Annotated in this window: 20 protein-coding genes; 14 read left to right on the top strand and 6 right to left on the bottom strand. The window is 58.7% G+C overall.

The genetic code is table 11. The annotated features are described in order from the left end of the window. The first annotated feature begins 518 nt into the window (after nt 1-518). On the top strand, nt 519-983 hold the full coding sequence (locus tag VEB01_RS05130) for a pyrimidine dimer DNA glycosylase/endonuclease V (RefSeq protein WP_324873401.1): 465 nt from the start codon (nt 519-521) through the stop codon (nt 981-983). A gap of 141 nt (nt 984-1,124) precedes the next feature. On the opposite strand, the gene VEB01_RS05125 is transcribed toward VEB01_RS05130, so the two are convergent. Next, complete coding sequence (locus tag VEB01_RS05125) at nt 1,125-1,931, bottom strand: GNAT family N-acetyltransferase (RefSeq protein WP_324873400.1); 807 nt, start codon at nt 1,929-1,931, stop codon at nt 1,125-1,127. Between the two features lie 100 nt (nt 1,932-2,031). Between VEB01_RS05125 and VEB01_RS05120 the strand changes: the two genes are divergently transcribed. The 7 genes from VEB01_RS05120 to VEB01_RS05090 all read left to right on the top strand — a co-directional run bounded on the left by VEB01_RS05120 (nt 2,032) and on the right by VEB01_RS05090 (nt 11,965). After that, a complete protein-coding gene (locus VEB01_RS05120) occupies nt 2,032-2,883 on the top strand; it encodes a radical SAM protein (protein ID WP_324873399.1) in 852 nt (283 codons plus the stop codon). An 836-nt stretch (nt 2,884-3,719) separates the two neighbouring features. Then, nucleotides 3,720-3,809, top strand: a complete 90-nt coding sequence (gene kdpF / locus VEB01_RS05115; protein ID WP_324873398.1) for a K(+)-transporting ATPase subunit F — start codon at nt 3,720-3,722, stop codon at nt 3,807-3,809. Continuing rightward, nucleotides 3,809-5,617: a potassium-transporting ATPase subunit KdpA gene (gene kdpA, locus VEB01_RS05110; protein ID WP_324873396.1), complete on the top strand. Its 1,809-nt coding sequence runs from the start codon at nt 3,809-3,811 to the stop codon at nt 5,615-5,617. Before kdpF ends, kdpA begins: the two co-directional genes overlap by 1 nt. A gap of 106 nt (nt 5,618-5,723) precedes the next feature. Then, nucleotides 5,724-7,892 carry a potassium-transporting ATPase subunit KdpB gene (kdpB, locus tag VEB01_RS05105; protein WP_324873393.1) on the top strand — a complete coding sequence of 723 codons (2,169 nt, stop codon included), beginning with the start codon at nt 5,724-5,726 and terminating at the stop codon, nt 7,890-7,892. Between the two features lie 13 nt (nt 7,893-7,905). Beyond that, nucleotides 7,906-8,484 carry a potassium-transporting ATPase subunit KdpC gene (gene kdpC, locus VEB01_RS05100; RefSeq protein ID WP_324873391.1) on the top strand — a complete coding sequence of 193 codons (579 nt, stop codon included), beginning with the start codon at nt 7,906-7,908 and terminating at the stop codon, nt 8,482-8,484. Beyond that, a complete protein-coding gene (locus tag VEB01_RS05095; RefSeq protein WP_324873389.1) occupies nt 8,481-11,234 on the top strand; it encodes a sensor histidine kinase KdpD in 2,754 nt (917 codons plus the stop codon). The genes kdpC and VEB01_RS05095 overlap by 4 nt, the downstream gene beginning before the upstream one ends. A gap of 2 nt (nt 11,235-11,236) precedes the next feature. Beyond that, complete coding sequence (locus VEB01_RS05090) at nt 11,237-11,965, top strand: response regulator (protein WP_324873403.1); 729 nt, start codon at nt 11,237-11,239, stop codon at nt 11,963-11,965. Between the two features lie 51 nt (nt 11,966-12,016). Here the strand turns inward: VEB01_RS05090 and VEB01_RS05085 are convergent, their stop codons facing one another. Continuing rightward, nucleotides 12,017-13,432 carry a M20/M25/M40 family metallo-hydrolase gene (locus VEB01_RS05085; protein WP_324873387.1) on the bottom strand — a complete coding sequence of 472 codons (1,416 nt, stop codon included), beginning with the start codon at nt 13,430-13,432 and terminating at the stop codon, nt 12,017-12,019. Between the two features lie 138 nt (nt 13,433-13,570). On the opposite strand from VEB01_RS05085, the gene VEB01_RS05080 reads away from it, so the two are divergent. Then, nucleotides 13,571-14,353 (top strand): FmdB family zinc ribbon protein, encoded by a 783-nt coding sequence (locus tag VEB01_RS05080; protein WP_324873385.1) that lies wholly within the window; start codon nt 13,571-13,573, stop codon nt 14,351-14,353. 38 nt (nt 14,354-14,391) lie between these two features. Here VEB01_RS05080 and VEB01_RS05075 read toward each other — a convergent pair whose 3' ends face one another. The 3 genes from VEB01_RS05075 to VEB01_RS05065 form a co-directional block, all read right to left on the bottom strand. After that, complete coding sequence (locus VEB01_RS05075) at nt 14,392-16,104, bottom strand: potassium channel family protein (RefSeq protein WP_324873384.1); 1,713 nt, start codon at nt 16,102-16,104, stop codon at nt 14,392-14,394. Further along, entirely contained in the window at nt 16,101-16,484 is a 384-nt protein-coding gene (locus VEB01_RS05070; protein WP_324873382.1) for a DUF6394 family protein, read from the bottom strand. The genes VEB01_RS05075 and VEB01_RS05070 overlap by 4 nt, the downstream gene beginning before the upstream one ends. A 323-nt stretch (nt 16,485-16,807) precedes the next feature. Continuing rightward, nucleotides 16,808-17,506, bottom strand: coding sequence for a pirin family protein (locus VEB01_RS05065; RefSeq protein WP_324873380.1), 699 nt, complete (start codon nt 17,504-17,506; stop codon nt 16,808-16,810). 193 nt (nt 17,507-17,699) lie between these two features. On the opposite strand from VEB01_RS05065, the gene VEB01_RS05060 reads away from it, so the two are divergent. After that, nucleotides 17,700-18,308, top strand: a complete 609-nt coding sequence (locus VEB01_RS05060) for an RNA ligase partner protein (protein WP_324873379.1) — start codon at nt 17,700-17,702, stop codon at nt 18,306-18,308. Here VEB01_RS05060 and VEB01_RS05055 read toward each other — a convergent pair. Then, on the bottom strand, nt 18,270-19,382 hold the full coding sequence (locus VEB01_RS05055; protein ID WP_324873377.1) for an RNA ligase: 1,113 nt from the start codon (nt 19,380-19,382) through the stop codon (nt 18,270-18,272). The genes VEB01_RS05060 and VEB01_RS05055 overlap by 39 nt on opposite strands. A gap of 187 nt (nt 19,383-19,569) precedes the next feature. Here VEB01_RS05055 and VEB01_RS05050 point away from each other — a divergent pair, with 187 nt between their 5' ends. The 4 genes from VEB01_RS05050 to VEB01_RS05035 all read left to right on the top strand — a co-directional run bounded on the left by VEB01_RS05050 (nt 19,570) and on the right by VEB01_RS05035 (nt 25,404). After that, nucleotides 19,570-20,067, top strand: a complete 498-nt coding sequence (locus tag VEB01_RS05050) for a DUF2956 domain-containing protein (RefSeq protein WP_324873375.1) — start codon at nt 19,570-19,572, stop codon at nt 20,065-20,067. Further along, nucleotides 20,067-20,585 (top strand): lipocalin family protein, encoded by a 519-nt coding sequence (locus VEB01_RS05045; RefSeq protein WP_324873373.1) that lies wholly within the window; start codon nt 20,067-20,069, stop codon nt 20,583-20,585. Before VEB01_RS05050 ends, VEB01_RS05045 begins: the two co-directional genes overlap by 1 nt. A gap of 140 nt (nt 20,586-20,725) precedes the next feature. Further along, a complete protein-coding gene (locus VEB01_RS05040; protein ID WP_324873371.1) occupies nt 20,726-23,416 on the top strand; it encodes an NACHT domain-containing protein in 2,691 nt (896 codons plus the stop codon). Next, nucleotides 23,413-25,404, top strand: a complete 1,992-nt coding sequence (locus tag VEB01_RS05035; RefSeq protein ID WP_324873369.1) for a P-loop NTPase fold protein — start codon at nt 23,413-23,415, stop codon at nt 25,402-25,404. The genes VEB01_RS05040 and VEB01_RS05035 overlap by 4 nt, the downstream gene beginning before the upstream one ends. Nucleotides 25,405-25,673: the final 269 nt, after the last annotated feature.

The following is a 25,673-nucleotide window of genomic DNA, read 5'->3' as shown; positions in this document are numbered from 1 at the left end:
GTCGGCCAAAACATCCGGCTGTTGCTGGCCTTCCTGAGGGCTTTTTATGCCTGGCTGATGTCCGCGCTCAGAGAACTCATGGGGATATCACTACCGCCGGTCGCCCCGGTTGTTTGACGGGCCGCCTTGATGAAGGTCCTGCCCGGACTCAGTCGCCGACCTTCAGATACAAAATCGGATTCTTCAAAGCCGACTACCTACCACTATGACGACATGACGTTTGTGGCGCATGCACCGCGAGTCATACGCCACACCACGGGACTTCGGCAAGTATGATGCGCATGCGTGGAGAATCGCGTCGACGGGCTGATCTGTGGGTCTGAAAGGCCCGGGCTTTTGTCACTTGCTTTACATTTCTTTACCCGAAGTAACTACCTTCGCTGAAACAGAAGCAGCCGAAGTCAAACAATAAAAGCCTGACCCAGCCACGAGCTTATATACCTCTATACCTCGAAGGTGCGAACGTTTGCGTCGTTTCGGGTGTCTATTTTTGATTGGACGGCAGTGAAATAGCGGCAATGAGAATCTGGAGTCTGCATCCGAAATATCTCGACCCATGCGGTCTAGTCACGTTGTGGCGAGAGGGCCTGCTTGCCCAAGCCGTACTCGAAGGAAAGACGAAGGGCTACGTTCATCACCCGCAACTTCATCGTTTTCGCACCCAGACGAACCCCGTCGGATTCATTGCCGAGTACCTAAGGGCGGTCTACGCGGAGGCGGCAAGCCGCAGTTACCAATTTGCGGCGACAAAGATCAGTCGCTCGCGGGCAAACGGCCGTATCGCTGTAACCCGTGGACAATTGGAATTTGAGTGGCGGCATCTAATCGGTAAGTTGGAAGCACGCGATCCGGAATGGCTGGCTAGGATCACCCAAGTCCGAATTCCCGAGCCACACCCGCTTTTTTGCGCTGTACCTGGCAGTGTCGCCGAATGGGAGAAAGGGTACGGTGGCGCCCAGCGACTGGGTGCAGCGGGCTCTTGAGGTTCGCCCTCAGACCATAAGTTCCGCATCCCCACTTTGCAGGCCACAACAAGGGGCAACTCGCGCCCTACACGGGCTGACCTCTTTTGACCCGCTGTTGATCGGTTCCGTGGGATCGAGGACGGGCTGGGCCGGATGCCGCTACAATCCGCCGGGCTCCAGCGACATTTCCTCAACGGCGAAGCCAAAGCTTTCGCATCCGCGGCTCGCATGCGTGAGGTAGCGGCCAAAAGTCCTCATCAGATAGATCGAGCCGAACTCCTCATATCCCATCCGCGCCACCGATTTGAGCGAGTTGAAATTGTTGGACTCCACGTAGGAGACCAGCCCGCTGTATCCCCTATCGAGATAGTGTTGCAGAGCTAGCGTCATCCCGATCGCGTGAAGCCGCTGCCCGCGGTAGCGGACGTGCGTGAACCCCTTGTACATATAGACATACTCGTGGTTGAAGCGCAGCTGCAGATCCGGAGGATCAATACGCGTTGGGCGAAACGAATACCAGCCGTAAGAGGCGAGCCGATCGCCATCACAGACGCCGTAGCACTCGTCGCCTTTTGACAGCGCCTCCTCTATGAAGCTCTCCGACATCTCGTTTTCGGGGTTAACGGCGAACTCGTGAAGCATCTTCGCGGTAAGGAAGCCCGGACGGTAGTGCTCGGGACATTTCGTAAACTCCAGATTGGCCCGCCCGATCGCCACGGCTCGTAGAATCTTGAATACTGTAAAGAGGTTTATCCCTTTCACCGCGAGATTGTGCAGTTCCTTGGCACATCCGTGGCGCCCGCCGAAAGGAAAAAGGGTAATAATCCCTGTTCTTTCCATATGTTGCACTTCCCTATCAACTAATGGATCCTCGTCAAGGATGTCGAAAATCGCGTCTGAGTTCAACACCAAACTAAATTGGACTGCGGCGGCAAGACGACGTTTTGAAGAGTTGGACTCGGGCAAAGCCGAAACTATTGCGGGGAGGATAGTATTTCAAGAAACTTGAAGACATTACGCCTGACTAACGATAGCCAAACTCCGACGCCACCCTCACACCACATCCATGCGCCAACTCACCACCACAAACCACAGCCGCGACAGCGCCGGCCTCACCTATGTTTACCCGGTCATTTCCCGCCGCTCCGGCGGGCTGTCCATCGGCATCAATCTCAACCCCAACAACGCCTGCAACTGGCGCTGCGTCTATTGCCAGGTGCCGAATCTCGTCCGTGGCGCCGCTCCCGACATCGATGAAGACCAGTTGGGAGATGAGCTGCGCGGACTCTTAAACGATGTTTTGCTGGGCGATTTCTACGAACGGTTCCAGATACCGAACGAACAGCGCGTCATCAAGGACATCGCTATCTCGGGAAACGGCGAACCGACCAGTTGCAAGACCTTCGATCGGATCGTCGAGCTGATCGGCGCGGTTTGCGGCGAGTTCGGCCTGCTCGGCAAGATCAAGCTGGTGCTCATCACCAACGGCAGCCTGATGCACAAGCGCGCCGTACAACAAGGGCTGAAACGCTGGAGCAAACTCGGGGGCGAGGTCTGGTTCAAAATGGACAGCGCGACGGCCGAAGGCATACTTCGGATCAACCAGGTCAATCTCGACCCGGAGGCCGTCCTCCGCAATCTGGAGATCAGCGCGCGGCTTTGCCCCACCTGGATTCAGAGCTGCCTATTCGCGTTTGACGACGAGCCGCCTTCTGAAGCGGAACGGCACGCTTATTTTGACCTTTTGGCGAATCTCAAACAGCGAGATGCGTCGATTCAAGGCGTTCTTCTCTATGGTCTGGCGCGCCCCTCGATGCAGACGCAGGCACCGCGGCTCTCGGCTTTACCGGAGGCATTTCTGGATGGAATCGCAGAGGCAATTCAAGCGCTCGACATCGCTGTCCGCGTGAACCGATGATTCGATCAAAAGGACACGCTTTACTCACCACGATCTGAATCAGAAGCGCATTTCCCGATTTTCCTGATGCGCGGCCGACACCCGGCACGAGGGCCAGAGCGCGTGCTCAGTCGGACTAGGTCTACCTCCCCTCTCGACAGCAAGGCCCAACAATCCAAGCCCCGCCTCAAGCGAAGCCTCAATACCAGTGGGGCCTCACTTAATCCGCATTTCTCTAACGATCCGGTAAATTGCCGTACCTCCATGTTCCAAATGTCCTTGACCTTCCGTACCGATAGTCAGGATGTGTTTTTATCGGTCTTTTACAAGCTCCTCAAAAATATTTACGACTTTTTTAGATCGTTCTGTTTAGGATATCCCGTCAGATAAATCACCATTTAAATTTGGTTTTAATCACTTCTCAAACACAGATTTCTAAGTGAAATAACTCGTCACAAATCGATTCAGGTTATTCGGGCTCAATACTTAACTGGCATTACTCTAATAGTTAATCCGCCTGTAACGCCATTCATGATCGTTACGAAATTATGCGGAAAGAAAGCACGGTCGGCTCGGCCAGGAGCAAACGTAACTCCTTAATACGGAAAGCAAATGCCGGATTTCTGCTATCGATTCGACATCGAATATCGCGATGAAATCACGCTGACCATTACTTATGACGGAAGGACACAAAATATTGGCAAGGCACAGAACCGAAAGTAATGATTTAGCTTATTGATGATTACTTTTTAGTGCAGGAGATTTCTCATGGATTTTGTGTTTCTCGTATCAGTGGTTCTGTTTTTCGTTGTTACTATTCAGCTCGTTCAGGGTTGCGAAAAGTTGAGGCGGCAATCATGAGCTGGCTTTATCTGGTAAGTGGCGTTCTCGCCCTGGCGATTTTCATTTATCTGGTTGTCGCGCTGTTTTATCCGGAGAGGTTCTGATGACCCCTAACGGTTTATTGCAGATCGCGATCTACATCGTAACCCTGTTGGCGCTGGTCAAACCGCTAGGCTGGTACATGGCCCGCGTTTATCAGGGCGAGTCGGTGGGCTTGAATCGTTGGCTTTCACCGGTGGAACGCTTGATCTACCGCGTCTGTGGCGTTAGCCCGAAACAGGAGATGCGCTGGACGCATTACGCCATTGCCTTGCTGGTGTTCAACCTTCTTGGCGCCCTGGCGGTGTTTGGTCTCCAGCGCTTGCAGCACTATCTGCCCTTGAATCCCCAGACTCTTCCGGCAGTCACTCCGGATTCGGCGTTCAATACGGCGGTCAGTTTCGCCACCAACACCAATTGGCAAGGTTACGGCGGCGAAGTCACCATGAGCTATCTGACCCAGATGCTCGGGTTGACGGTGCAGAATTTCGTCTCCGCCGCGACCGGAATGGCGGCTCTGGTGGGCTTCATCCGCGGGTTTACGCGGCGGAATGCCGAAACCATCGGCAATTTTTGGGTGGACCTCACCCGCAGCATCCTTTACATCCTGTTGCCGTTGGCCTTGATACTGGCAGTGTTGCTGGCGGGGCAAGGCGTGGTGCAAACGTTCAGCCCCTATCGGACCGTGCCTCTGCTCGATCTGGTGACCTATGAGCAAGCGAAGCTGGGTGAGGATGGACAACCGCCGAGAGATGCAAACGGCAATCCGGAGACCGAGACAGTAGAAGTGAAGGAACAGACGCTGGCCGTGGGCCCGGCGGCATCGCAAATCGCCATCAAGCAGCTCGGCACCAACGGCGGCGGCTTTTTCAACGTGAATTCGTCGCATTCCTTCGAGAATCCGACTCCCCTGTCCAATTTTCTCGAAATGTTGGCCATCCTCCTGATTCCCGCGGCGCTGTGTTACACCTTCGGCATGATGGTGGGGGACACGCGGCAGGGCTGGGTGATCCTCTCGGCCATGACGATAGTTTTCATCGCCCTGATCTTCGTCACGGTACCGGCGGAACAAAGCGGCAATCCGGCTTTAACCGCGCTGGGCGTGGATCAGACCGCATCGAGCCTGCAACCCGGCGGCAACATGGAGGGTAAAGAGATCCGTTTCGGGATCGTCAATTCCGCCCTCTGGGCCGTGGCGACCACCGCCGCCTCCAACGGTTCGGTCAATTCCATGTATGATTCATATACGCCTCTCGGCGGCATGATTCCCATGTGGCTCATGCAACTGGGCGAGGTCATCTACGGCGGCGTCGGTTCCGGCCTTTACGGCATGATCGTGTTCGCCATCGTCGCGGTGTTCGTGGCCGGGCTCATGATCGGGCGCACCCCGGAATACCTGGGCAAGAAGATCGAGGCCTACGAGATGAAAATGGCCGCAATAGTCATCCTGATTCCGCCGCTTCTGGTATTGGGCGGCACTGCCCTTGCGGTTCTCGTCGATGTGGGCAAGTCGTCGGTCGCCAATCCGGGCGCCCATGGTTTGAGCGAAATCCTCTACGCCTTTTCCTCGGCGGGCAACAACAACGGCAGCGCGTTTGCCGGGCTATCGGCGAATACGCCGTTTTATAACACCATGCTGGGACTGGCCATGCTGTTTGCTCGCTATTGGTTGATCGTGCCGGTGCTCGCCATCGCCGGTAGCCTGGCAGCCAAGAAGAGCGTGCCCGTTGGTCCCGGCACCTTGCCGACGCATACCCCGCTGTTCGTCGGATTATTGATCGGCACCGTCATCATCGTCGGCGCATTGACCTTTATCCCGGCTCTGGCATTGGGGCCGGTGGTCGAGCATTTGATCATGGTTGGCGTGAAATAGCCCCTCGGTGGGTTACGTCGCGCGAAAAGGAAGAGGCTGCTTGAAGATTCGGCGGATGCGCGCCTAACCCACCCTACAACGATCGTCGAGCACCTTGGAGACTCTGATGAGCAAGAAAACTGTGGCGCCTTCCTTAGTTGAACGCAAACGCCCTCAGGACAAACCAACGGCGGGGGCCTCGTCCGTTGACCGCAAAATCCCGCACCGCCAAAAAGGCGAAGCGCCTTCGTTAATCGACCGTAAGATCCTCAAAGAAGCCCTGCTGGAATCGCTCCGGAAACTCACGCCCTGGCAGCAATGGAAGAATCCGGTGATGTTCGTCGTCTATCTCGGCAGCCTTCTGACGACGGTGCTCTGGATCCAGGCACTGATGGGACAAGGCGAGGCGCCGGCCGGATTTATCTTCGGCATCACCGTCTGGCTGTGGTTCACCGTGCTGTTCGCGAACTTCGCCGAGGCGGTGGCCGAGGGCCGCAGCAAGGCCCAGGCGGCGTTTCTCCGCGGCGCCAAACGCGACATCATGGCGAAAAAGCTCGACAAGCCCCGCTTCGACGTCAACTATTCGAAGATCACGGCTTCCAGCCTTCGCCGGGGAGACGTGGTCCTGGTGGAAGCGGGAGATTTCATTCCCGGCGACGGCGAGGTCATCGAGGGCGTCGCTTCGGTGGACAAAAGCGCCATCACCGGCGAATCGGCACCGGTGATCCGTGAATCGGGAGGCGATTTCAGCTCGGTGACGGGCGGAACGCGCGTATTGTCGGATTGGCTGGTGGTGCGCATCTCCGTCAATCCGGGGGAAACCTTCCTGGACCGCATGATCGCCATGGTGGAAGGCGCCAAGCGGCAAAAGCCGCCCAACGAAATAGCCCTGACGATTCTATTGGTGGCCCTTACCCTGATTTTTCTGCTGGCCACCGTGACCTTGCTACCGTACTCCCTTTACAGCGTGGAAACCGCGGGAACCGGTCAGCCGATCACCATCACCGTGCTGGTGGCGCTCTTGGTCTGCCTCATTCCGACCACCATCGGCGGTCTCTTGTCGGCCATCGGCGTCGCCGGTATCGGGCGCATGATGCAGAAGAACGTGGTCGCCACCTCGGGACGCGCGGTGGAAGCGGCGGGTGACGTGGACGTGCTGCTGTTGGACAAGACCGGCACCATTACCTTGGGCAATCGCCAGGCCTCCGCTTTTCTGCCCGTCGACGGGGTTATGCAACATGATCTTGCCGATGCCGCCCAGCTGGCCTCCCTGGCCGATGAAACCCCCGAGGGCCGCAGCATCGTCGTATTGGCCAAGCAGAAGTTCGGCCTTCGGGAACGCGACATTCATTCGCTGGGTGCTACTTTTGTACACTTCAGTGCCCAAACCCGCATGAGCGGCGTCAATCTCGAAAATCGGCAGATCCGGAAAGGCGCCGCCGATGCCATTAGGGGCTACGTCGAAGATCTCGGCGGGACGTTCCCGCAAGGTATCCAAACGATGGTCACCGATGTCGCCCGCCGCGGCAGCACGCCGCTGGTCGTGGCCGAGGGCGCGCGAACGCTCGGCGTCATCGAGCTCAAGGACATCGTCAAGGGGGGCATCAAGGAGCGCTTCGCGGAACTGCGCCAGATGGGCATCAAGACCGTCATGATCACCGGCGACAACCGCTTGACCGCGGCAGCTATCGCCGCGGAAGCCGGGGTGGACGATTTCCTGGCCGAGGCCACGCCGGAAGCCAAGCTCAAGCTGATCCGGCAGCATCAGACGGATGGCCGGCTGGTCGCCATGACCGGGGACGGCACCAATGACGCTCCGGCCCTGGCGCAGGCCGACGTGGCGGTGGCGATGAACACCGGCACCCAAGCGGCCAAGGAAGCCGGCAATATGGTGGATCTCGACTCCAATCCCACCAAGCTGATCGAGATCGTCGAGACCGGCAAGCAGATGTTGATGACCCGCGGCGCGCTCACCACCTTCAGCATCGCCAACGATGTGGCCAAATACTTCGCGATTATTCCCGCGGCGTTCGCCAGCACCTATCCGGCCTTGAACGTCCTCAACGTCATGCACCTGGCCACGCCTTCGAGCGCTATCCTGTCGGCGGTCATCTTCAACGCCCTCATCATCATCGCGCTCATTCCGCTGGCCCTGAAGGGAATTCGTTACCGGCCGGTCGGAGCGGCCCTGCTGCTCCGCAACAATTTGCTGATCTACGGTCTCGGCGGATTAATTGTTCCCTTCATCGGAATCAAGGCAATCGATCTGATCCTGGTGGCTCTAGACCTTGTGTAAAAGGAATCTTCCCATGTCCGTGCACTTCAAACCCGCTTTCCTGATGCTTGTTATCTGGACCGCACTGACCGGACTCATTTATCCCGCGTTAGTGACAAGCCTCGCGAAACTCCTGTTCCCGAGCCAGGCTAATGGCAGCCTGATTAGCGATCAGTCCGGAAAACTCGTGGGATCCCAACTCATCGGCCAATCTTTCAGCGATCCCAAATATTTTTGGGGACGGCCTTCGGCCACCTCGCCGTTTCCGTATAACGGAGGCGCTTCCGGCGGTTCCAACCAGGGGCCGACCAACCCGGCGCTTGCGGATGCCGTTAAGGCCAGAATTCAGGCTTTACGGGCAGCCGATCCCGAGAATCAAGCGCCTATCCCGGTCGACCTGGTGACCGCGTCGGCCAGCGGCCTGGACCCGCATATGAGTCCCGCCGCGGCGGCCTATCAAATCAACCGCGTGGCAAAAGTCCGGCGCATAGACCCCGAAAGACTCCGTGAACTGGTCATCGAACAGACCGAATCCCGTCAGTGGGGACTTTTCGGAGAACCGCGTGTCAATGTGTTGAAGCTGAATTTAGCGCTGGATCGATTGCCCCGATGACCATCGAACGTCCCAATCCCGACGAACTGCTCGCCCGAGTTGAGCGCGACCGCGCCAAGGCCCGGCGAGGCCGACTCAAAATCTTTTTCGGGGCGGCGGCGGGCGTTGGGAAAACCTACGCCATGCTGGAGGCGGCGCGGGAACGGCGGGCCGAGGGCATCGATGTGGTGGTGGGCTTAGTGGAAACCCATGGCCGCAAAGAAACCGCCACCTTGCTGGAAGGTCTGGACGTATTGCCGACCAAGGCCATCGAATACCGCGGCGCGACTTTGCGCGAATTCGATCTGGACGGCGCTCTCAAGCGCAAGCCCTCGATCATACTCGTCGACGAATTGGCCCATATCAATGCGCCTGGGTCGCGCCATCCCAAACGCTGGATGGACGTCGAGGAACTGCTCGATGCCGGCATCAATGTCTACACGACGCTCAACGTCCAGCACTTGGAAAGTCTCAATGACGATGTGGGGCAAATCTCCGGCATTCGGGTCTGGGAAACCGTGCCGGACACTGTTTTCGAGGAGGCCGACGAAATCGAACTGGTGGATCTGCCGCCCGACGAGCTGCTGGTGCGGCTCAAGGAGGGCAAGGTATACGTGCCGGAACAGGCCAAACATGCGATCGAAAACTTCTTCCGCAAAGGCAACCTGATCGCGTTGCGGGAACTGGCCTTGCGGCAGACCGCCCATCGGGTCGATGCGCAGATGCAGGATTACCGCGAAGACCATGCGATTCGCGAGGTGTGGCAGGTCGGGGAGCGCATCCTGGTTTGCATCGGCCCCACCCCCATGGCGGAACGTTTGGTGCGCGCCGGCAAGCGCTTCGCCGCCGGCCTCAGAGCCGAGTGGATCGTAGCCTATGTGGAAACGCCCAGGTTGCAGCGTCTGCCTGCGGAAAAACGGGATGCGGTGCTGCGCATGCTGCGGCTGGCCGAACAGCTCGGCGCGGAGACTGTGACCCTGAGTGCGCCCGACATGAGCGAGGCCGTCATCGCGTTCGCCAACGAGCGCAACGTCAGCAAAATCGTGATGGGCAAACCGAGCCGGCGGGGCTGGAGACGCTGGTTGCTCGGCTCGGTGGTCGATAAGATCATCGGCAAGGCACACAACATCAATGTCTATCTCCTGGGCAGTCCCCATGCTGACGAAGCCGGGAACAGCGAAGACCAGGAGCATTCTCTCTTCCGCAAAGCGCCGCCGCCGGGGCTCCGCAAAAAGCCGCCGCAACCCGCCCATGTCAAATACCAGGGCTACGCATGGGGTTTAGTCGTCACCGTGCTGTGTACTCTGGTCGCCAATAGCATGTTCGGCCGGTTCGATCTCGCCAATCTGGTTATGGTCTACCTGCTGGGCGTGATGTTCATAGCCGCCCGTTTCGGGCGCGGCCCGTCGATTATGGTCTCCGTGTTCGGGGTCGCCGCGTTCGATTTTTTCTTCGTGACACCCTATTTCACTTTTTCGGTGTCCGACACTCAGTACCTGTTTACGTTTGCGGCCATGCTGGCAGTGGCGATCGTCACCAGCCATCTCATGGCGAATGTCCGTTATCAGGCGAAGGTGGCCACCCATCGGGAACGGCGCGCGACGGTATTGTATGCCATGAGCAAGGAATTGGCCGCCAGCCGCAGCGAAGAGGATGTTGTGCGTATTGCGGTGCGCCACATTCATGCCGAGTTCGGCAGCCGAAACGTCATTCTTTTTCCCGATGAAAACGGTCGGATCGCTTATCCTGCCGACAAGGCGCTGGACGAATCGTTGCGCGGCTGCGATTTGGGCGTGGCACAATGGGTGTACGACCATGACGAGATGGCCGGGCAAGGCACCAATACCTTGGCAGGCGCCAAAGCCGTTTATTTTCCGTTGGCGGCCGCGGATCAGGTGATCGGTGTATTGGTGATGCTGCCGGTGAACTTGCGGCGAATCTTTTTGCCGGAGCAGCAAAAACTTCTTGAGACCTTGCTGGGCCAAATCGCGCAAGCCATCGAGCGCGTCCGTTTGTCCGAACAGGCGAAAATGGCTTCGGTTCAAATGGAAGCGGAACGCCTGCGGAACTCACTGCTCAATTCCATTTCCCACGACCTTCGCACCCCCCTCGCGACCATCGTCGGTTCGGCCAGCACCTTGGCCGAAGGCGATGCGGCCCTCAAACCGGAAGACCGCCAAGACCTCAGCCGTGCGATCTGCGAGGAAGCCCTGCGGATGTCGAACCTGGTCAACAACATCCTCGACATGGCGAGACTCGACGCCGGAGCGGTCCGGCTCAATAAGCAATGGCACATCCTGGAGGAGATCGTCGGGACCGTGCTGATCCGCCTTCAGAAGCGTTTGGAAGGCCGATCGGTCAGCGTTAAGCTGCCGCGCGATTTACCGCTGGTTTATGTCGATGCCGTCATGATCGAGCAGGTGCTGGTGAATCTGTTGGAGAACGCTGTGCGTTATACGCCTCCGGGCAGTCCTATCGAAATTTGGGCTGAACTATCTCCGCTGATGGTAACGGTTTCGGTGGCGGACCGCGGCCCCGGAATTCCCAAAGGTCAGGAGGACGAAATCTTTGAAAAGTTCCATAGGACGCATCGTGAAAGCGCACAGAGCGGTGTCGGACTCGGATTGGCCATCTGCCGCGCCATTGTCGAGGCTCATGGCGGTTGGATACGCGCAAAAAATCGGGGTACCGGCGGCGCCATTTTCTCGTTCGCACTGCCGCTCGAACTATCCCCCCCAACCGTCGATTTAGAGGAAGAAACGGGACCTTGATCGTGGCGAATCCCAATCCAGTGGTCGTGGTGATCGAGGACGACCCCCCGATCCGCCGTTTTCTCCGCACCAGCCTCTCCGCCCAAGGGTTCCAGGTATTCGAGGTGGACACCGGACAGCGAGGACTGATCGAGGTCAGTGTCCGTAAACCCGACCTTGTCATTCTCGATTTGGGATTACCCGACCTGGATGGGGCCGAGATCGTCAAAAAAATCCGGGAATGGACGGCTTTGCCCATCATTATCCTGTCCGCCCGCAGCGCCGAGCAGGACAAAATCGATGCTTTGGATGCCGGGGCTGACGATTACTTAACGAAACCGTTCAGCCTTGGCGAACTCCTGGCGCGCATCCGGGTCGCGTTGCGGCATTCGGCGATGAATCCCGAAAACATCCAGCCGGGGGTCTTCACAATGGGTCGTCTAAAAGTCGATCTCGCCAAGCGGTTGGTCTATCTCGACGATCAGGAGGTTCACCTCACGCCGATCCAATACCGCCTTCTATCCGTACTGGTCAAACATCCCGGCAAGGTCCTCACCCATCACCAGATATTGAAAGAGGTCTGGGGGCCGGGCCACATGAATGATGCGCATTACCTTAGGATCTACATGAGCCAGCTCCGCCAAAAGCTGGAAGCCGATCCCGCCAAGCCGGAATACTTTCTGACGGAATCCGGAGTCGGTTATCGACTGAAGGTCTCAGCCGGTCAACCACGCTCCGCGGACGGCTGTTGAGGCATTAAGCCACCCGCGGCCCTTCGCAACACCCGCGCTTACCTTTTGCGCTCAGGCGCCCGTTAGCTCGGCATACCTTCCGACGATATAAGCCACACACGCCGTCAACTTCTTCGCATACGGAATATGCAAAAACTCGTTCGGCCCGTGGGCGTTGCTCTTGGGGCCCAAAACTCCGGTGATCAAAAACTGAGCCTCCGGGAACTGCTCGCCGAGCATGCCCATGAAGGGGATGCTGCCGCCGAGCCCCAGATAAGCCGCGTCATGCCCGTAGAAGGTTTGCGAAGCCTCGCTCGTGGCCCGCTCCAGCCAAGGCGCCAAGACAGGGGCGTCCCAGCCGGTTCCGGCCTGCTCGAATTCGACGTCGATCTCGGCGCCATAAGGCGGATCGGCGGTCAGCACCCGACGGATGATCTCCTGGGCTCTCAGGCTGTCCACCGTCGGCGGCAGGCGAAAGGACAGCTTGAAGGCGGTGTGGGCGCGCAGCACGTTGCCGGCCGACTTCAACGGCGGCATGCCGCCCTGCCCGACCACGGAAAGCGTCGGCCGCCAGGTATTGTTCAGCAGCAACTCGGCCGGATCGTCGTTCACCGGGCGAAGTGTCGGCACCGCGCTGAAGCTTTCGAGCAGACCGCCGCGCAGTATCGCCGCCGCCGCTTTCGCCTGTTCCTGCCGCTGAGCGGGAATTTCGGCCTTGAGTTCCGGCAGGCGAGTGTCGCCGGTCGCCGGATCTTCCAGGCGGTCCAGCAATTGGCGCATGATCCGCATGGACGAGGGCACGATACCGCTGGCGATGCCCGAATGAGCGGATTCCGTCAGTACTTTCACGTCGACGATGCAGCTCACCAGCCCGCGCAGGGACGTAGTCGACCAAAGGCGCTCGTAGTCGCCGGCGCCGGAGTCAAGCGCGATCACCAGCTCGGGCCGGCCGATCAGATGGGCGTAGCTTTCGAGATACGGCGGCAAATCGGGCGAACCGCTTTCCTCCGAAAACTCGATGAGAATCACGATGCGCGTGCGCTTTTGCCCTTCCAGCGCTTTCAAAGCGGCGATCGCGGCAAACAGGGCATAGCCGTCGTCCGCGCCGCCCCGTCCGTAAAGCTTGTCGTCCTTGAGCACCGGCGTCCACGGTCCGAAGCCTTCGTGCCAGCCCTCCATTTCCGGCTGCTTGTCCAGATGACCGTAGATCAGCGCGGTTTTGTTCAGATCGCCCGGAATGTCCAAGAGCAGCAGCGGCGTCCGGCCGGGAATGCTGAGATCGTGTATGGTCCAGCCGGGGATGGAATGCGCATGCAACCAGTCCACCGCCAACCGGTGCGCGCGTTCCATGTGGCCGTTTGCCTGCCAGTTGGTGTCGAACGCAACCGAAAGGTTGGGGATTTTGATGTAATCGACGAGCGTGGGCAGGATTTCGCGATCCCAAAACATATCGATGGAGTCGCGGAGCGAATCTGGGTGAATGGTCATCGGTGTGTCTTCTTAGCGTTAAGTCGTCGGTCCGAAAAGTCTGTCACAGCAGGGAACGGACAGTCCAGCGCGGCAGCCGGGATGGACTATGCTCACACAAGCGTTTGCCGTCCGCCCGCATCCTTCCGGAGGATTTCGTTGAGCTACACCATCTGCCCGAAATGCAACCACACCCGGCGGCCGGAGGACGAGGCGCCGGAAGGCACATGCCCCGCTTGCGGCATCGTTTTCCGGAAGTGGGAAAAATATAACCGGCCCACCGAATCGGTATCCGAAGAGGTCCCCAAGATCACGATCTACACGGAAGAGCCCGTCCCGGCTTGGCGGCGGATGCTTGACGATTACATCTGCCACTGCCCCAAAACCACGGCGCTCGCCTGGAGCGGACGCAGTCTGCTCTTCGCCATTCTTTCGCTATGGGGCGGCTATTTTTTCTTCCTGAGCCCCGATCGTTCCCTCGAAATAGGCGAGTCGTTTCTGCACCGGGTCAACCTCGTCTTTCACGAGGCGGGGCACGTGATTTTCATGCCGTTCGGCGACTTCATGCACATCCTGGGCGGCAGTTTGGGACAAGTGCTGATGCCGTTGATCGTCATGCTGGCCTTTCTGGTGAGGAATCGCGATCCGTTCGGAGCGGCGGTGGGTTTGTGGTGGATCGGGCAAAGCGCCATGGACATTGCGATCTACATCAACGACGCCCGAGCGCTCGAACTGCCGTTACTCGGCGGCGGCACCGGCTACGATGACCCGGACCGGCACGATTGGAACAACCTGCTGAGCCGCCTCGGATTGCTGGAATCCGACCGCTCGCTTGCCCAATTCACTTATATGATGGGGCGTCTTCTGATGCTAGCGGCCTGGTTCTGGGGCGGTCAGGTGTTGTACCGCCAGTTTCGCCGTTGGCGGAAAATGGGTTTTTAAAACGCCCATAATCCTGATAGGCGAAGCAAAAGTCAGGGTCAGGGCCTAGCCTTGGCGCCGGCCAGCTTTCGCCACACCCAGCTATTCGCGACTTCCGTGCCGAACAACACATAATGCAAGACATCCGGGTTGCGAAGGATCGATTGCTGGTGCGGGACGACCGACGAGAGCCCGGCGAACAGGATGCGGTCATCTTCGCGAAGCACGAACTCCGGAGCCGGAATCTCGACTTCCTCGGCGCCGCGCACAACCATCAATGGGACGCAGGACATCCGCCGATCCCGGTCGGCGGAATCCCGCAGCAAGGCATCCAAAGTGATTGCGAAGCGATGAATCATCTCGACGACAGCCGGGGCCTGCTGACGATCGAGCGTCACGCTCCAGGTGGCGGGAACCAGCGTGCCGGTAGCCGCGGAAATCCGAGCGACGACGCTGTCCGCCCAAGCATCGTCCTTGTGCTTGACGATAGCGAGAAAGCGGGACAGCAGCGGCGTCGTCAAAATCGCCAGGCATTCGTGCGCGATGATTTCGCTCGGCACCACCGTGAAGTCGGAATTGAAGGCTCTAAACAGCTCTCGATTCGCCTGCAAATTCTGCCGCAGTACCACGAACAGATCGGGGTTGAGCTCGCGCGCCGTGACCACGATCGCCAAGTTGTTGATATCGTTGTCGGTACCGGCAATGATTCCCACCGCCCTGTCAATCCCGGCCTCGCTTAGAGTCTCGGCCCGAGTACCCTCGCCGACGACCCAACGCCATGGAGTGCCGCGATCGGATGGCCTCGGATCGATAAGGGTCACATCCAAATTTTCGTGCTCGATATGACGAATGATCGCCTGCCCGAAGCGGCCGTACCCGCACACCAGCCAATGCCCACGAGGCGGCTCGCGCTCGGCGACCAGCTCTGTGCCCGGTAGCCCGGTCAGCCATTCGAGCAATTGGTAGGAGCCTGGAGACCGGATCGCCAGCGCCAGGTATTCGCCGAATTTGTCGAATGGGTCAATGATGTGGCGAGTACCGAACGATGCCATATTGGCGGCCACATTGACCGCCGTCGCCCGGCACAGTGCCGGAATAGCCGGGTTTAACAGACGTACCGCAATAGCGACCGCGAGGTTGGCGGAATCGTCATTGGTTAGGGCGATCACACCCACGCAAGTCCGGTGAGTCAGTCCGGCCATGATCAGGTTGTTCGGCAGCCGAGCATCTCCGACGAGGCCCGGCGCATCGGACAGATAATCCTGCAAATCGAGCTCGTTGATCCGCTCGGGATCGATGTCGATCACCACAAACCGGATATTCAAATGATCCAGCGAACGGGCCAACAATTGGCCGGTTTCCCCGTAACCGCAAATCAGGTAGAACGGTTCCCCCAGCCGTTTCACCGAACGCTCGAAGCGTTGTCCGGTCAGCGCCTGACTGAAACCGCGGTCTTGAACCACGGCCAGCAATTTGCCGATGGCGTAGGCCCAACCGATCACGGACAGAAAAATGCAGAAGATGACCCAAAGCCGCTGCGCATCGGTGAAGGTGCGGGGAATTTCACCAAAGCCGATGGTCGTGGCCGTGTAGCTGATGAAATAAAGCGCATGGAAGAAATCCATCCGCCAAGGATTTCCCTGCGCATCGATACCGGGAATCAACACCAGCCCGCCCACTGAAATCGCGAAAATCGCGATCAAAACGATGAGCGGCGCCCGCATGTGGCGAAGCGCGACGAAAAACGCGGTATTGACCGGGTTCGGGTTCATCGGCGCAGCATCACGGTTTCGGCGATCAGGATCGTCACCGAAATGAGGTTCGCGAGCATCGCACCGCCGGCCAGCGATACCACGCTGGCCATCGCGCCGGGTGTCAGTCCCTCGGCCGACATGTACACCGCATAAGCCCAGGCCACGGCCGCGGCGATTAGCTGAAGATCCGCAACCAGGCTGGTGGCCAGATGAATCGCGCCGATTTGGGTGCGATCGCCGAATTTGAGCACGGTGGCGATCAGATTCACCACGATGGCGGCGAACAATTCGGAGACATGATGAAGATGAGGCTTGTCGATTTCGCCGATGAAAAAGCCGAAATTGAGCGTGGCGGCAAGAACGATGAAGAACCCGAAGACGACTTTTTCCAGATTCATGGAGCTCCTCTCAGTGAAAATGGCCTTGGGGCACGAGTCGTGATTATATCCAGAGCCCCGGCTATTCACCTTAAGGAAGTTTTCATTCAGTTGATCGAGGTTGCAAACGGCGTCTGAAGGATGACCCCGATCCGCACGCCGCAACGGGATCTATCCGAAGCCGTTTTCATACAGCCGACGCCTCGACGGCAAACCGTATAAACGTCTTCCGAACGGGCAAAAAAAGACCCGGGCTCAGCCGGGTCAGTCTTCTTCTCTGCGTGTCAACTACCGTTACAGTTCAGCTTAGCCCAAGTCTCTCCAGGTGCAAGTCGCAAAAGCACTCATGGCAGATCGAACACAAGTACTTCGGCATTGTTGCCGCTTTCGAGCAACAAGCCCGATTCATCGGTAACGGCGATTCCATCGCCCGCATCAAGCGGGTTTCCGTTCAGTATCGCGCTGCCCCTGGCCAGATGGACATAGACCCGACGCCCTGGCGCGATCTCGTAGCGCAACCCGGAGTCCGGGCTAACCCGGCCTGCCAAAACGATCGCATCCTGATGAATCGTCAACGAGCCGTCCCGGCCATCGGGCGAGACGACAACGCGCAGCCGGCTGGGACTTTCTTCGAATCCGAAAGAGCGCTGTTCATAGCTCGGCGGTAAGCCCTTGAATTTCGACTCGATCCAAATCTGAAGAAGATGGACCTGCTCCTGATCCGATGGATTGAATTCGCTGTGGGTTATGCCTGTCCCTGCGCTCATTCTCTGCACTTCACCCGCCCGGATCACCGAACTGTTGCCCAAGCTGTCCTTGTGCTCCAGTGCGCCTTCCAAGACATACGTGATGATTTCCATGTCCCGGTGACTGTGAGGAGCGAATCCCTTCCCCGGCGCGATGCGGTCGTCGTTAATCACGCGGAGGACGCCGAAGCTCATGTGCTGTGGATCGACATAGTTTCCGAACGAGAAGCTGTGAAAGCTATCCAGCCAGTCCAGGCGGGTACGGCCGCGCTCGGAGCTCTTTCTGATTCGCATCATGGCGGATTCTCCTCCTGCTGTGGCAGGCAGATTCAAAATATTACGCTTATGCCAGATTTGAAACGTGCGGAGCCGGGATGATTCCCGAGGATGATGACAAATATTACTTGCCTGCACCGGGCCGCACGCGCGGATGGTTGACGTCCCCCGATTCGGTTGGCTATAACCTCTTTAAATCCGCGCAGGAGCCGCCATGACCGAGCGCTTCGTCCTCGATACCAGCGTTTTCACCAACCCGGACATCTACGCCCAGTTCGGGGTCGATTCTCCGAGCGCCATCCTCGGTTTTCTCGAATTGGTCCGCCGGACGTCCGTGGAGTGTTTTATGCCGAGGTCGGTGTACGACGAACTTCGTCTCATGAAAAACCTCGGCGAACTGCCGCCGGCGTTCGAGGCCAGCGTGCGCATCCGCTCGCCGCGAAAGTTCAACCTGCAGATTCCCGCCCAAATCGTTTACGAACTCATCGAAGAAGTGCGGCGACGCATCGACCGCGGCCAGCACATCGCCGAAGAATACGTCAAGGCAGCCCGGGAAACCGGCGAAATCCAGGATGCGGGACGGGTCATCAACCGGCTCAGGGAACGTTACCGCGAAGCGCTGCGGCAAGGCATCATCGACAGCCGCGAAGACATGGACGTGCTGCTTCTGGCGTACGAGTTGGACGGCGTCTTGGTGTCCGCGGACGAGGGCCTTCGGAAATGGGCGGACAAAGTCGGCGTCAAAATCCTGATGCCGGAAAACCTCCGCAGCGTGTTGGATACGCTAGTCGAATACCATTTTCCCGGCCAGCCAGTCGCTTAGTAAGCCGTTCAGCGACGGATAGATCCGATCGAACTCCAGCAGCCAAAACTCACCGTCCGGCTTCAACTCCCGCTGGACGACCTGAACGTGACCCGCCGCCCGCTTCAGATATTGAATCAAATAGCGGGCGTTTTCCGGATTGCGGAACCGGCACCGGAAGCGGTGAGAAACCCGGCCTTCGCGATGGTGCTGCCGGATGGCCTCCCGCAACCCATCCAGGAACGCCGCCCCGGCCCTTCGGTTCAAATCGTCGGATCGCTCCAGTTCCTGTTCGTCGGCAAACAAAGCCAGCCTCAAGATCCGGCTGGTGAAATATTCCGGCGACAAATCCAGCAGGCTGTAGACGCTGGTTCGGATATCCGAAAGGTTGGCGCTGGCGGTGACATGTTTGGTGCGCCGCTGGCGGGGCGAATCCTCCTTGAACACGGCGCCTTCGCGCTCCTCTTCGTCGAGCCGCTTCAAGATAGCCGAAATGCGTTTCACATCGCCCGTGTCGAAGCGTCCGAAGATCTCGACGGACGGCAAGGCATACCGGCGGATCAGCTCGATTTTCTCGTCTTGGGACAGAAAGCGCGGGCTGTTCCGCCGCATCATGTCGAACACGAACAGCTTCACGTCTTCCGGAATGAACGGCGGCGCACTCTCCATGTAGGGATTGTCCGGCCCCGCGACCTCGGCGCAGAGCACCAAATCGGGCTGGTCGTCGAAAATCGCCGTGTCCAGCAGATCCGGGAGGCGATCGGTCACAAACGGGCAAACGTAACCGCCGCGGGTCAGGGCGATGGGACTACCCTGGATTCGGGCGACACGGATATTGAAACCGTCGATTTTCTCCTCCATCCAAAAAGGACCGGAGAGTTGCTTGGCGAGGCCGGTTTGCAGCGCGAGCAGCCGTCCGATGGGCGGATAGCCGTAAACGGTTCCTTCGTCGAATACGAGGGTGCCGCGTGCAATATCCTCGAAATCGTGAATGAACCGGACATAGTGCAAATCGCCGTTTTCAGCATCGGTTGCTTTGCCCGATTGCATCGCACGTTGAATCCGTTCGGCGTCGATTGCGCTTTTTGGGGTCACGATTCGTAAGCTCCGGAATGGAGGGACATCAACACCTTAGGATAAATAAACCTCTAGGGGGGCTGTGGCAACCCGTTTGAATCCTGGTACATCGGCTTTCTGTATATCGCCTTCTCGCGAAAGCGATTGTCAAACGCCCCAGTCCTGGACTAACGTGAGGAAATAAAATTTTTTCTCCCGAAACACCATGTCTAAGACCGATTCTCGACCGTCAATTCAGGCCCAAGTGAGCGAAAGCACCCAAGAAGAGGCAATGAAGGTAGCCAGGAGCATCCAAAAACCGGGGCAAACCAAGGAACAGACCAAATTGGTGGCGCAGGGAATCGCCAAGGGCATCGAGCTCTACAAGAAACAGCAGAGCGCCAAAGCCCGGGAACGGGACAAATCGCGCAAGAAGGCTCTCAAACTCAAACAAGCCGAGTCGGCCGGCCAATACGGGCAGGACGAGGAAGAGACGGTTTTCCTTTCGGACCTGGCCCAACCCGGCGCCAGCGGAACCTTGGCTCTCGGCGGAGCGGTATTCGCTGTCATGTCCGGTATCTTCGTGCTGCCGATGTTTACCGGATGGAATGTAAGCTTCGGCCCGTTCACCCTGCCCAGCTGGGTGTCCCTAACGGCCGCCTTGTTGTTCGCGGCGCTTTCCGCGTGGTTTTTCTATAAAGCCTTTAGGCTAAATGACGGTTGATGAGAACGCTGGCACTCCTGGCCGCCGTGCTTCTTGCAGGGTGTGCCGGTATCCCCGAGGGCGTTTCGGCCATTCGGGGCTTCGAGCTGAACCGATATCTTGGTACCTGGTACGAAATTGCGCGCCTCGATCACTCCTTCGAAAGAGGTCTGATTCGGGTCACGGCCGCTTACAGTCTCCGCGAGGATGGCGGCGTGAAGGTAATCAACCGCGGATTCGATCCCCTAAAGCAAGAATGGCGGGAAGCAATAGGCAAAGCCTATTTCGTGGAAGGCCCGGATATCGGCCGACTCAAGGTTTCTTTTTTCGGACCTTTTTACGGCGGCTATAACATCGTCGACCTAGACCGGGAAAATTATTCCTATTCCCTGGTTTCCGGCCCCACCAGATCCTATTTGTGGATATTGGCCAGAAACAAAAAATTGGAGCCGGCCACCTTGAAGCGACTCGTCGACAAGGCCAAAGCACTCGGATTTGCAACCGACAAGCTGATTTATGTCGATCAGAGCGATAAGTAACCGGCATATCCGCCAATCCGCTTAATCAATACTCGGCCTGAGCCGCGGTTCGGGTTAACCAGACGTTTGCTTGATCTCTTTAAAAAGTCACCCAAAATTTCCTCTTTCGCCGTACGACGGCGGCAAATGAACTTATCGCGATGAATAAACCGCTGACGAACTATCTCAAGAACGTGACCGAAACCTTCCGGCGCCTCGACTCCCGCGGCGTGATGCAGGTTGCCCGTATCGTGGAGCTGGATTTAAAGGAAGTTTTCATCCCGCTCAAGCTCCGGACGGCAGAGCGGGATCGGCTGGATTTCAAACTGGATCAGGATCTCCGGCCCGATGAATCCGATCCGAACAATCGAGAACGATTCGATCCGCGCCGTTTGACCATCCGTCACCGTCGGGAGGCAAGCGAGGCTGCAATAACGGTCGATGAACTCCTCCAGCGCTCCCATCGTCTCGTCATTTTGGGTGATCCGGGAGCCGGCAAAACGACGCTTTTGCGCTACCTGGCGGTCCGCTCCGCCCAGGCAAGGCTAGCCGGCGACGAAACCGTTCCGATCCCGCTCTACATCACCTTGCGCTATTTCGGCGAATGGCTGCAACGCAACCGGCGGCCGCCCATGGACGCCTTGCTCGAATACTGGCTAGACGAAGGCCTGGCGGAATTCGGAATCACCGATCCATCGGAGCGAAGAGAGGTTCTTTCCGCTCTCGAAGTCGATCTCAGTCAAGGCTGGGTCCTATTCCTGCTCGACGGGCTGGACGAACAGCGGAACCCGGGAACCAAGAACGAAACCGCCGAAGCGATCCGCGCCCTGGACCTCCGCTATTACGGCAACAGTTGGCTGGTGACATCGCGGATCATCGGCTACGGCGGCGTGCTCAGCGGCTCCTTCGACGAAGCCATAGTGCAGCCTTTTGAGCCGGAGGACCGCAAGGCCTACCTGAACAACTGGTTCCTGGCGGTGGAACAGCGGGAAGATCCGGCCTGGCTGCTGGCGCGTAAGCAACAGGGAGAAGCGGCCCTGCCGGACGAATTCACTCGGCAAAACGCCTTGCGCAAAGCCGAAATCCTCATCAATCAGATCGATGAAGTACCGGGGATAAGTGAACTGGCGGCCAACCCGCTGCTCTGCACCATCATTGCCCTGATCTTTCTGCAGGGCGGAACCCTGCCCGATTCGCGCGCCGAACTGTATAAATTGTGTGTGGACACCTTCATCTTCAACTGGGAGATGAACAAACGCCGGCGGCCCCAGGACGGACCGCAGTTGAACAAGGAAGAAACCCAGGCGGCTCTGGAAGTCATCGCTCTGGATTTTCACGAGCACCGCCCCGACAACCGTGCCCACCGTGGAGAGATCGTGAAGGTGACGGAGAATTTCCTGGTCGAAGAAGGCGGCGAAACCCTCGAAACTGCCCGCGCCAAGGCAGAAAATTTGCTGAGTCTCGTCAGCGAGGTCGCCGGATTGTTCGTGGACCGGGGCAACGACGAATACGGTTTCTTTCACTTGAGCTTCCAGGAATACCTGGCCGCCCGCCGCATGACCGGCGCTCGGCGGCGAATGCGCGATTACATCGCCCGCTATTGCTTCGATCCGCGCTGGCGGGAGGTATTGCGCCTCGGTGCCGTCCACCAGGGCGGCAAGGACCCGGAAACGGGCAGCGAATTCGTGGAAGCGGTGTTGAAGCTGGAACCGACTCCTCCAAATGACGGCATCATGCAATACCGCTTTCGTTTCGCCTTCATGCTCATGCGCGAAGCGCGGGTGGAACGTCAAACGGCGGAGGCGCTTTGGCAACATTGGATGAGCTTGTTTCTGGAACAGCGGCATCTGGCCTTCCTCTGGCTCGGCGTACTGGAAAAACCCGGCAAACTACCCCCTTGCCCCGATGCCGTTTTCACGCAACTGACCACCATGCTTCGGGACCACGACGATTGGGAAATGCACCGAGCGGCGGCTTGGGCCCTCGGCGAACTGAAGGACCCACGCACCCTGGATGCCCTGCTCCAGGCCCTGGGAGATGAGAAGCAAGACGTGCGCTGGGCGGCAGCTTCGGCGCTGGGCCAACTGAAGGACCCACGCACCCTCGATGCCCTGCTCCAGGCCCTGGGAGATGAGAAGGAAGACGTGCGCTGGGCGGCGGCACGAGCACTGGGCGAACTGAAGGACCCACGCACCCTCGATGCCCTGCTCCAGGCTCTGGGAGATGAGAAGGAAGACGTGCGCTCTGCGGCGGTATGGGCCCTCGGCGAACTGAAGGACCCGCGTGCCCTGGATGCACTGCTCCAGGCCCTGGGAGATGAGAATCAAGACGTACGCTGGTTGGCGGCGCAGGCACTGGGCGAACTGAAGGACCCGCGCGCTCTGGATGCACTGCTCCAGGCTCTGGGAGATGAGAAGGAAAACGTGCGCTCTGCGGCGGCACGAGCACTGGGCAAACTGAAGAACCCGCGTGCCCTCGACGCCCTGCTCCGAGCCGTGGCCGATGAGGCTGCAGACGTGCGCTGGGCGGCGGCGGCGGCCTTCGGCGAACTGAAGGACCCGCGCGCTCTCGACGCCCTGCTCCAGGCCCTGGCAGATGAGAAGGAAAACGTGCGCCGGGCGGCGGCGCGGGCCTTGGGCGAACTGAAGAACCCGCGTGCCCTCGATGCCCTGCTCCGAGCCGTGGCCGATGAGGATGCAGACATGCGCTGGGCGGCGGCGGCGGCCTTCGGCGAACTGAAGGACCCGCGCGCTCTCGACGCCCTGCTCCAGGCCCTGGCCGATGAGGCTGAATTCGTGCGCCGGGCGGCGACGCAGTCCCTCGAGAGTTTTGACTTAGGAGCCCCGTTGTGACGCGCCTGCTGGACGATCAACCTATCGGTCGAACCGGTGACAAGCTGCGTTTCGACCGCGCGCTGGCGGTGATCGAGCGGCTGGTCTTGACCCGGCGTGCTCCCGAGGGATCGCCCGAAGCGCCTTTCGTCGTGGGCCTGTTCGGGCGCTGGGGCAGCGGCAAGAGCAGCCTCTTGAAAATCCTCGCCGAACGGCTCGAGGAAGAGAACGAACAGGCGAAGGAACAGCACCCCTCCGCCCGATGGAGTTTATTGAGACGAGTGCTACCGAACGCCTTGCGAAAGCGGCTCGGATTTCTGGCCGATCCGCTGGCATTTTCTCCGCCTTGGATCGTGGTGGAATTCTCTCCCTGGCACTACCGTCACTTGCCCTCGCTGCTCGTCCCGCTGCTGGCGGCCTTGGCCAAGAAGCAGCCGCGGCTTTGGATAGCGATCCGAAAAATGGCCGGCATGAATACCGGCTGGATGGCCAAACTCATCGGGTGGATGACGAGCAAGGGAGGCTGTACCCCGGAAACCTTCGTCGCCGCACAAACGGCGCTGCCGGTGCTCGCCCTGCTGCAAAGCCTCAACGAAAAAGCCAAGAAGGATCGGGACGCCAAGGACCTGGCGGAGCAGATTGCCGACGCCGTAAAGGAAATTACCAAGGGAAAAACCCGTCTGGTTTTCCTCATCGACGATCTGGACCGCTGCCACGAGCCGAAGCAGATCGTGGGTCTTCTGGAACAGATCAAGCTGTTCCTGCACTTGGACAACTGCCTGTTCTTCATCGCCGCCGACCGGGGCCAAATCGTAAAAGCCATAGAAACGCAGTTTCCCGGCGAGGGAGAACGCTATCTGGAAAAGTTCGTCCAATTGGCCATCGAACTGCCGCAGCCCGATAGCCGACATCTGCTCGATCTACTGCCGGACGCTTCGTTGGAAGACAAGGCCTGCCTCGAACGGGCATCGGAGATCCTGGGGCACAATCCGCGCAAGCTCAAAGCGCTGTGGAATCGCGCCCACGCATGCCTGGCCCTGATGCGCGAGGATTTGCAGGGCGTCACCGGCTTCAGCCACGCGCCCACCCTGCCCCTCATGGTGCGCTGGCTACTCCTGCAGGAAGCCGGCTTGTTTCGGAACAACCCCTACGCGCTGCTGGAGCTGGAAAGCGTTCTGAACGGACGGCATGGCAGCGAGGCGGAGCGGCGCCAGGCATTCAACGAGAAGCTGCAGGCCCATGCACCACCGGCAGCAAGGAGAAAGAACGCCAAAGGCGATCACACCATGGCTCAAACCGATCCGGCAACGAACCGACTGCGTGAACGACTCGCGATACACCTGTGGCACGCCCGTGACACGCACTTCGGCAAGCCCGGCGTGTTGTCCCTGTACCTGAAAGCGGCGGGGGCAGCCCATACGACCACACGGCAATGGCTGGAAGAGCAGGTCTACGCCGGCGCCACCCAATTCGCCGCGCTGGATCTTGGGTGGGCGGATTTACGGGATGCCCGTCTGGGAGCGGCAATTTTTGAAGACTGCGATTTTTCCGGCGCCGATTTGAGCGGATCTGACCTGAGCCACGCGTCGTTCGCACGCTGCGGATTCGCCGGCGCGAAGCTCGACCGTTGTGTTTCGGAAAATACCCGGTGGACTGACTGCACGGGACTACACGCCCTGGATACCGATCCCGAAACCTACGAAAAGCTGGCCGACCTGTTCGTCCGACTGTGGGAAAGCAGTCCGAACGAACCGCCAGTGGCCATGAACGAGCCGGACGGCCTCCATGCGCTATACAAGACCTACACTCAGGCCGTCCAATCTCTCAAGCAGAGCGGAACGGTCGATGAAGCCGCGGAAATCCGCCTTCTGAATAAAGGCGGGGAAATTCGCAAAAAGGTAATTCAAGCAACTCATGGATCGACGGCTCCCGCAGTCTTACAAGTATCTCTGGAAGAAGCTTCGGCAGACTCCGAGACCACGTTGCGAAAAATTCAGGCTAAAGACTAGCGCCGATAGTATTGAACCGTTTGGACTCATGAGACCAAATCCCCCGAATCCAGCAACCGACAAGCGATCTATATCGATGACTGAAGACTACAAACCCATCAGCTGCGATTTCCACGACGAACTGGAAACGCTAGAGCATTTTCATATCTAGTGAAAGGAAACCAAGGGATCGGGAAGCGGTCTGATGAGTATTTGCGAAATGAGGAGCGGTGATGGCGAAAGCCTATTCGATCGATCTCCGGGAGCGCGTGATCGGCGCCTGTGATGAG

Source organism: Methylocaldum sp. (genome assembly GCF_035627495.1).
GTDB lineage: Bacteria > Pseudomonadota > Gammaproteobacteria > Methylococcales > Methylococcaceae > Methylocaldum.
This window is presented reverse-complemented; position numbering and strand designations above follow the sequence as displayed.

Bases quoted from the DNA above. Each gene is read 5' to 3' on its own strand.
- kdpB (WP_324873393.1), top strand. From the start codon at position 5,724: ATGAGCAAGAAAACTGTGGCGCCTTCCTTAGTTGAACGCAAACGCCCT.
- VEB01_RS05085 (WP_324873387.1), bottom strand. From the start codon at position 13,432: ATGACCATTCACCCAGATTCGCTCCGCGACTCCATCGATATGTTTTGG.
- VEB01_RS05130 (WP_324873401.1), top strand. From the start codon at position 519: ATGAGAATCTGGAGTCTGCATCCGAAATATCTCGACCCATGCGGTCTA.
- VEB01_RS05075 (WP_324873384.1), bottom strand. From the start codon at position 16,104: ATGAACCCGAACCCGGTCAATACCGCGTTTTTCGTCGCGCTTCGCCAC.
- kdpA (WP_324873396.1), top strand. From the start codon at position 3,809: ATGACCCCTAACGGTTTATTGCAGATCGCGATCTACATCGTAACCCTG.
- VEB01_RS05045 (WP_324873373.1), top strand. From the start codon at position 20,067: ATGAGAACGCTGGCACTCCTGGCCGCCGTGCTTCTTGCAGGGTGTGCC.
- VEB01_RS05095 (WP_324873389.1), top strand. From the start codon at position 8,481: ATGACCATCGAACGTCCCAATCCCGACGAACTGCTCGCCCGAGTTGAG.
- VEB01_RS05120 (WP_324873399.1), top strand. From the start codon at position 2,032: ATGCGCCAACTCACCACCACAAACCACAGCCGCGACAGCGCCGGCCTC.
- VEB01_RS05060 (WP_324873379.1), top strand. From the start codon at position 17,700: ATGACCGAGCGCTTCGTCCTCGATACCAGCGTTTTCACCAACCCGGAC.
- VEB01_RS05050 (WP_324873375.1), top strand. From the start codon at position 19,570: ATGTCTAAGACCGATTCTCGACCGTCAATTCAGGCCCAAGTGAGCGAA.
- VEB01_RS05070 (WP_324873382.1), bottom strand. From the start codon at position 16,484: ATGAATCTGGAAAAAGTCGTCTTCGGGTTCTTCATCGTTCTTGCCGCC.
- kdpF (WP_324873398.1), top strand. From the start codon at position 3,720: ATGAGCTGGCTTTATCTGGTAAGTGGCGTTCTCGCCCTGGCGATTTTC.
- VEB01_RS05065 (WP_324873380.1), bottom strand. From the start codon at position 17,506: ATGATGCGAATCAGAAAGAGCTCCGAGCGCGGCCGTACCCGCCTGGAC.
- VEB01_RS05040 (WP_324873371.1), top strand. From the start codon at position 20,726: ATGAATAAACCGCTGACGAACTATCTCAAGAACGTGACCGAAACCTTC.
- kdpC (WP_324873391.1), top strand. From the start codon at position 7,906: ATGTCCGTGCACTTCAAACCCGCTTTCCTGATGCTTGTTATCTGGACC.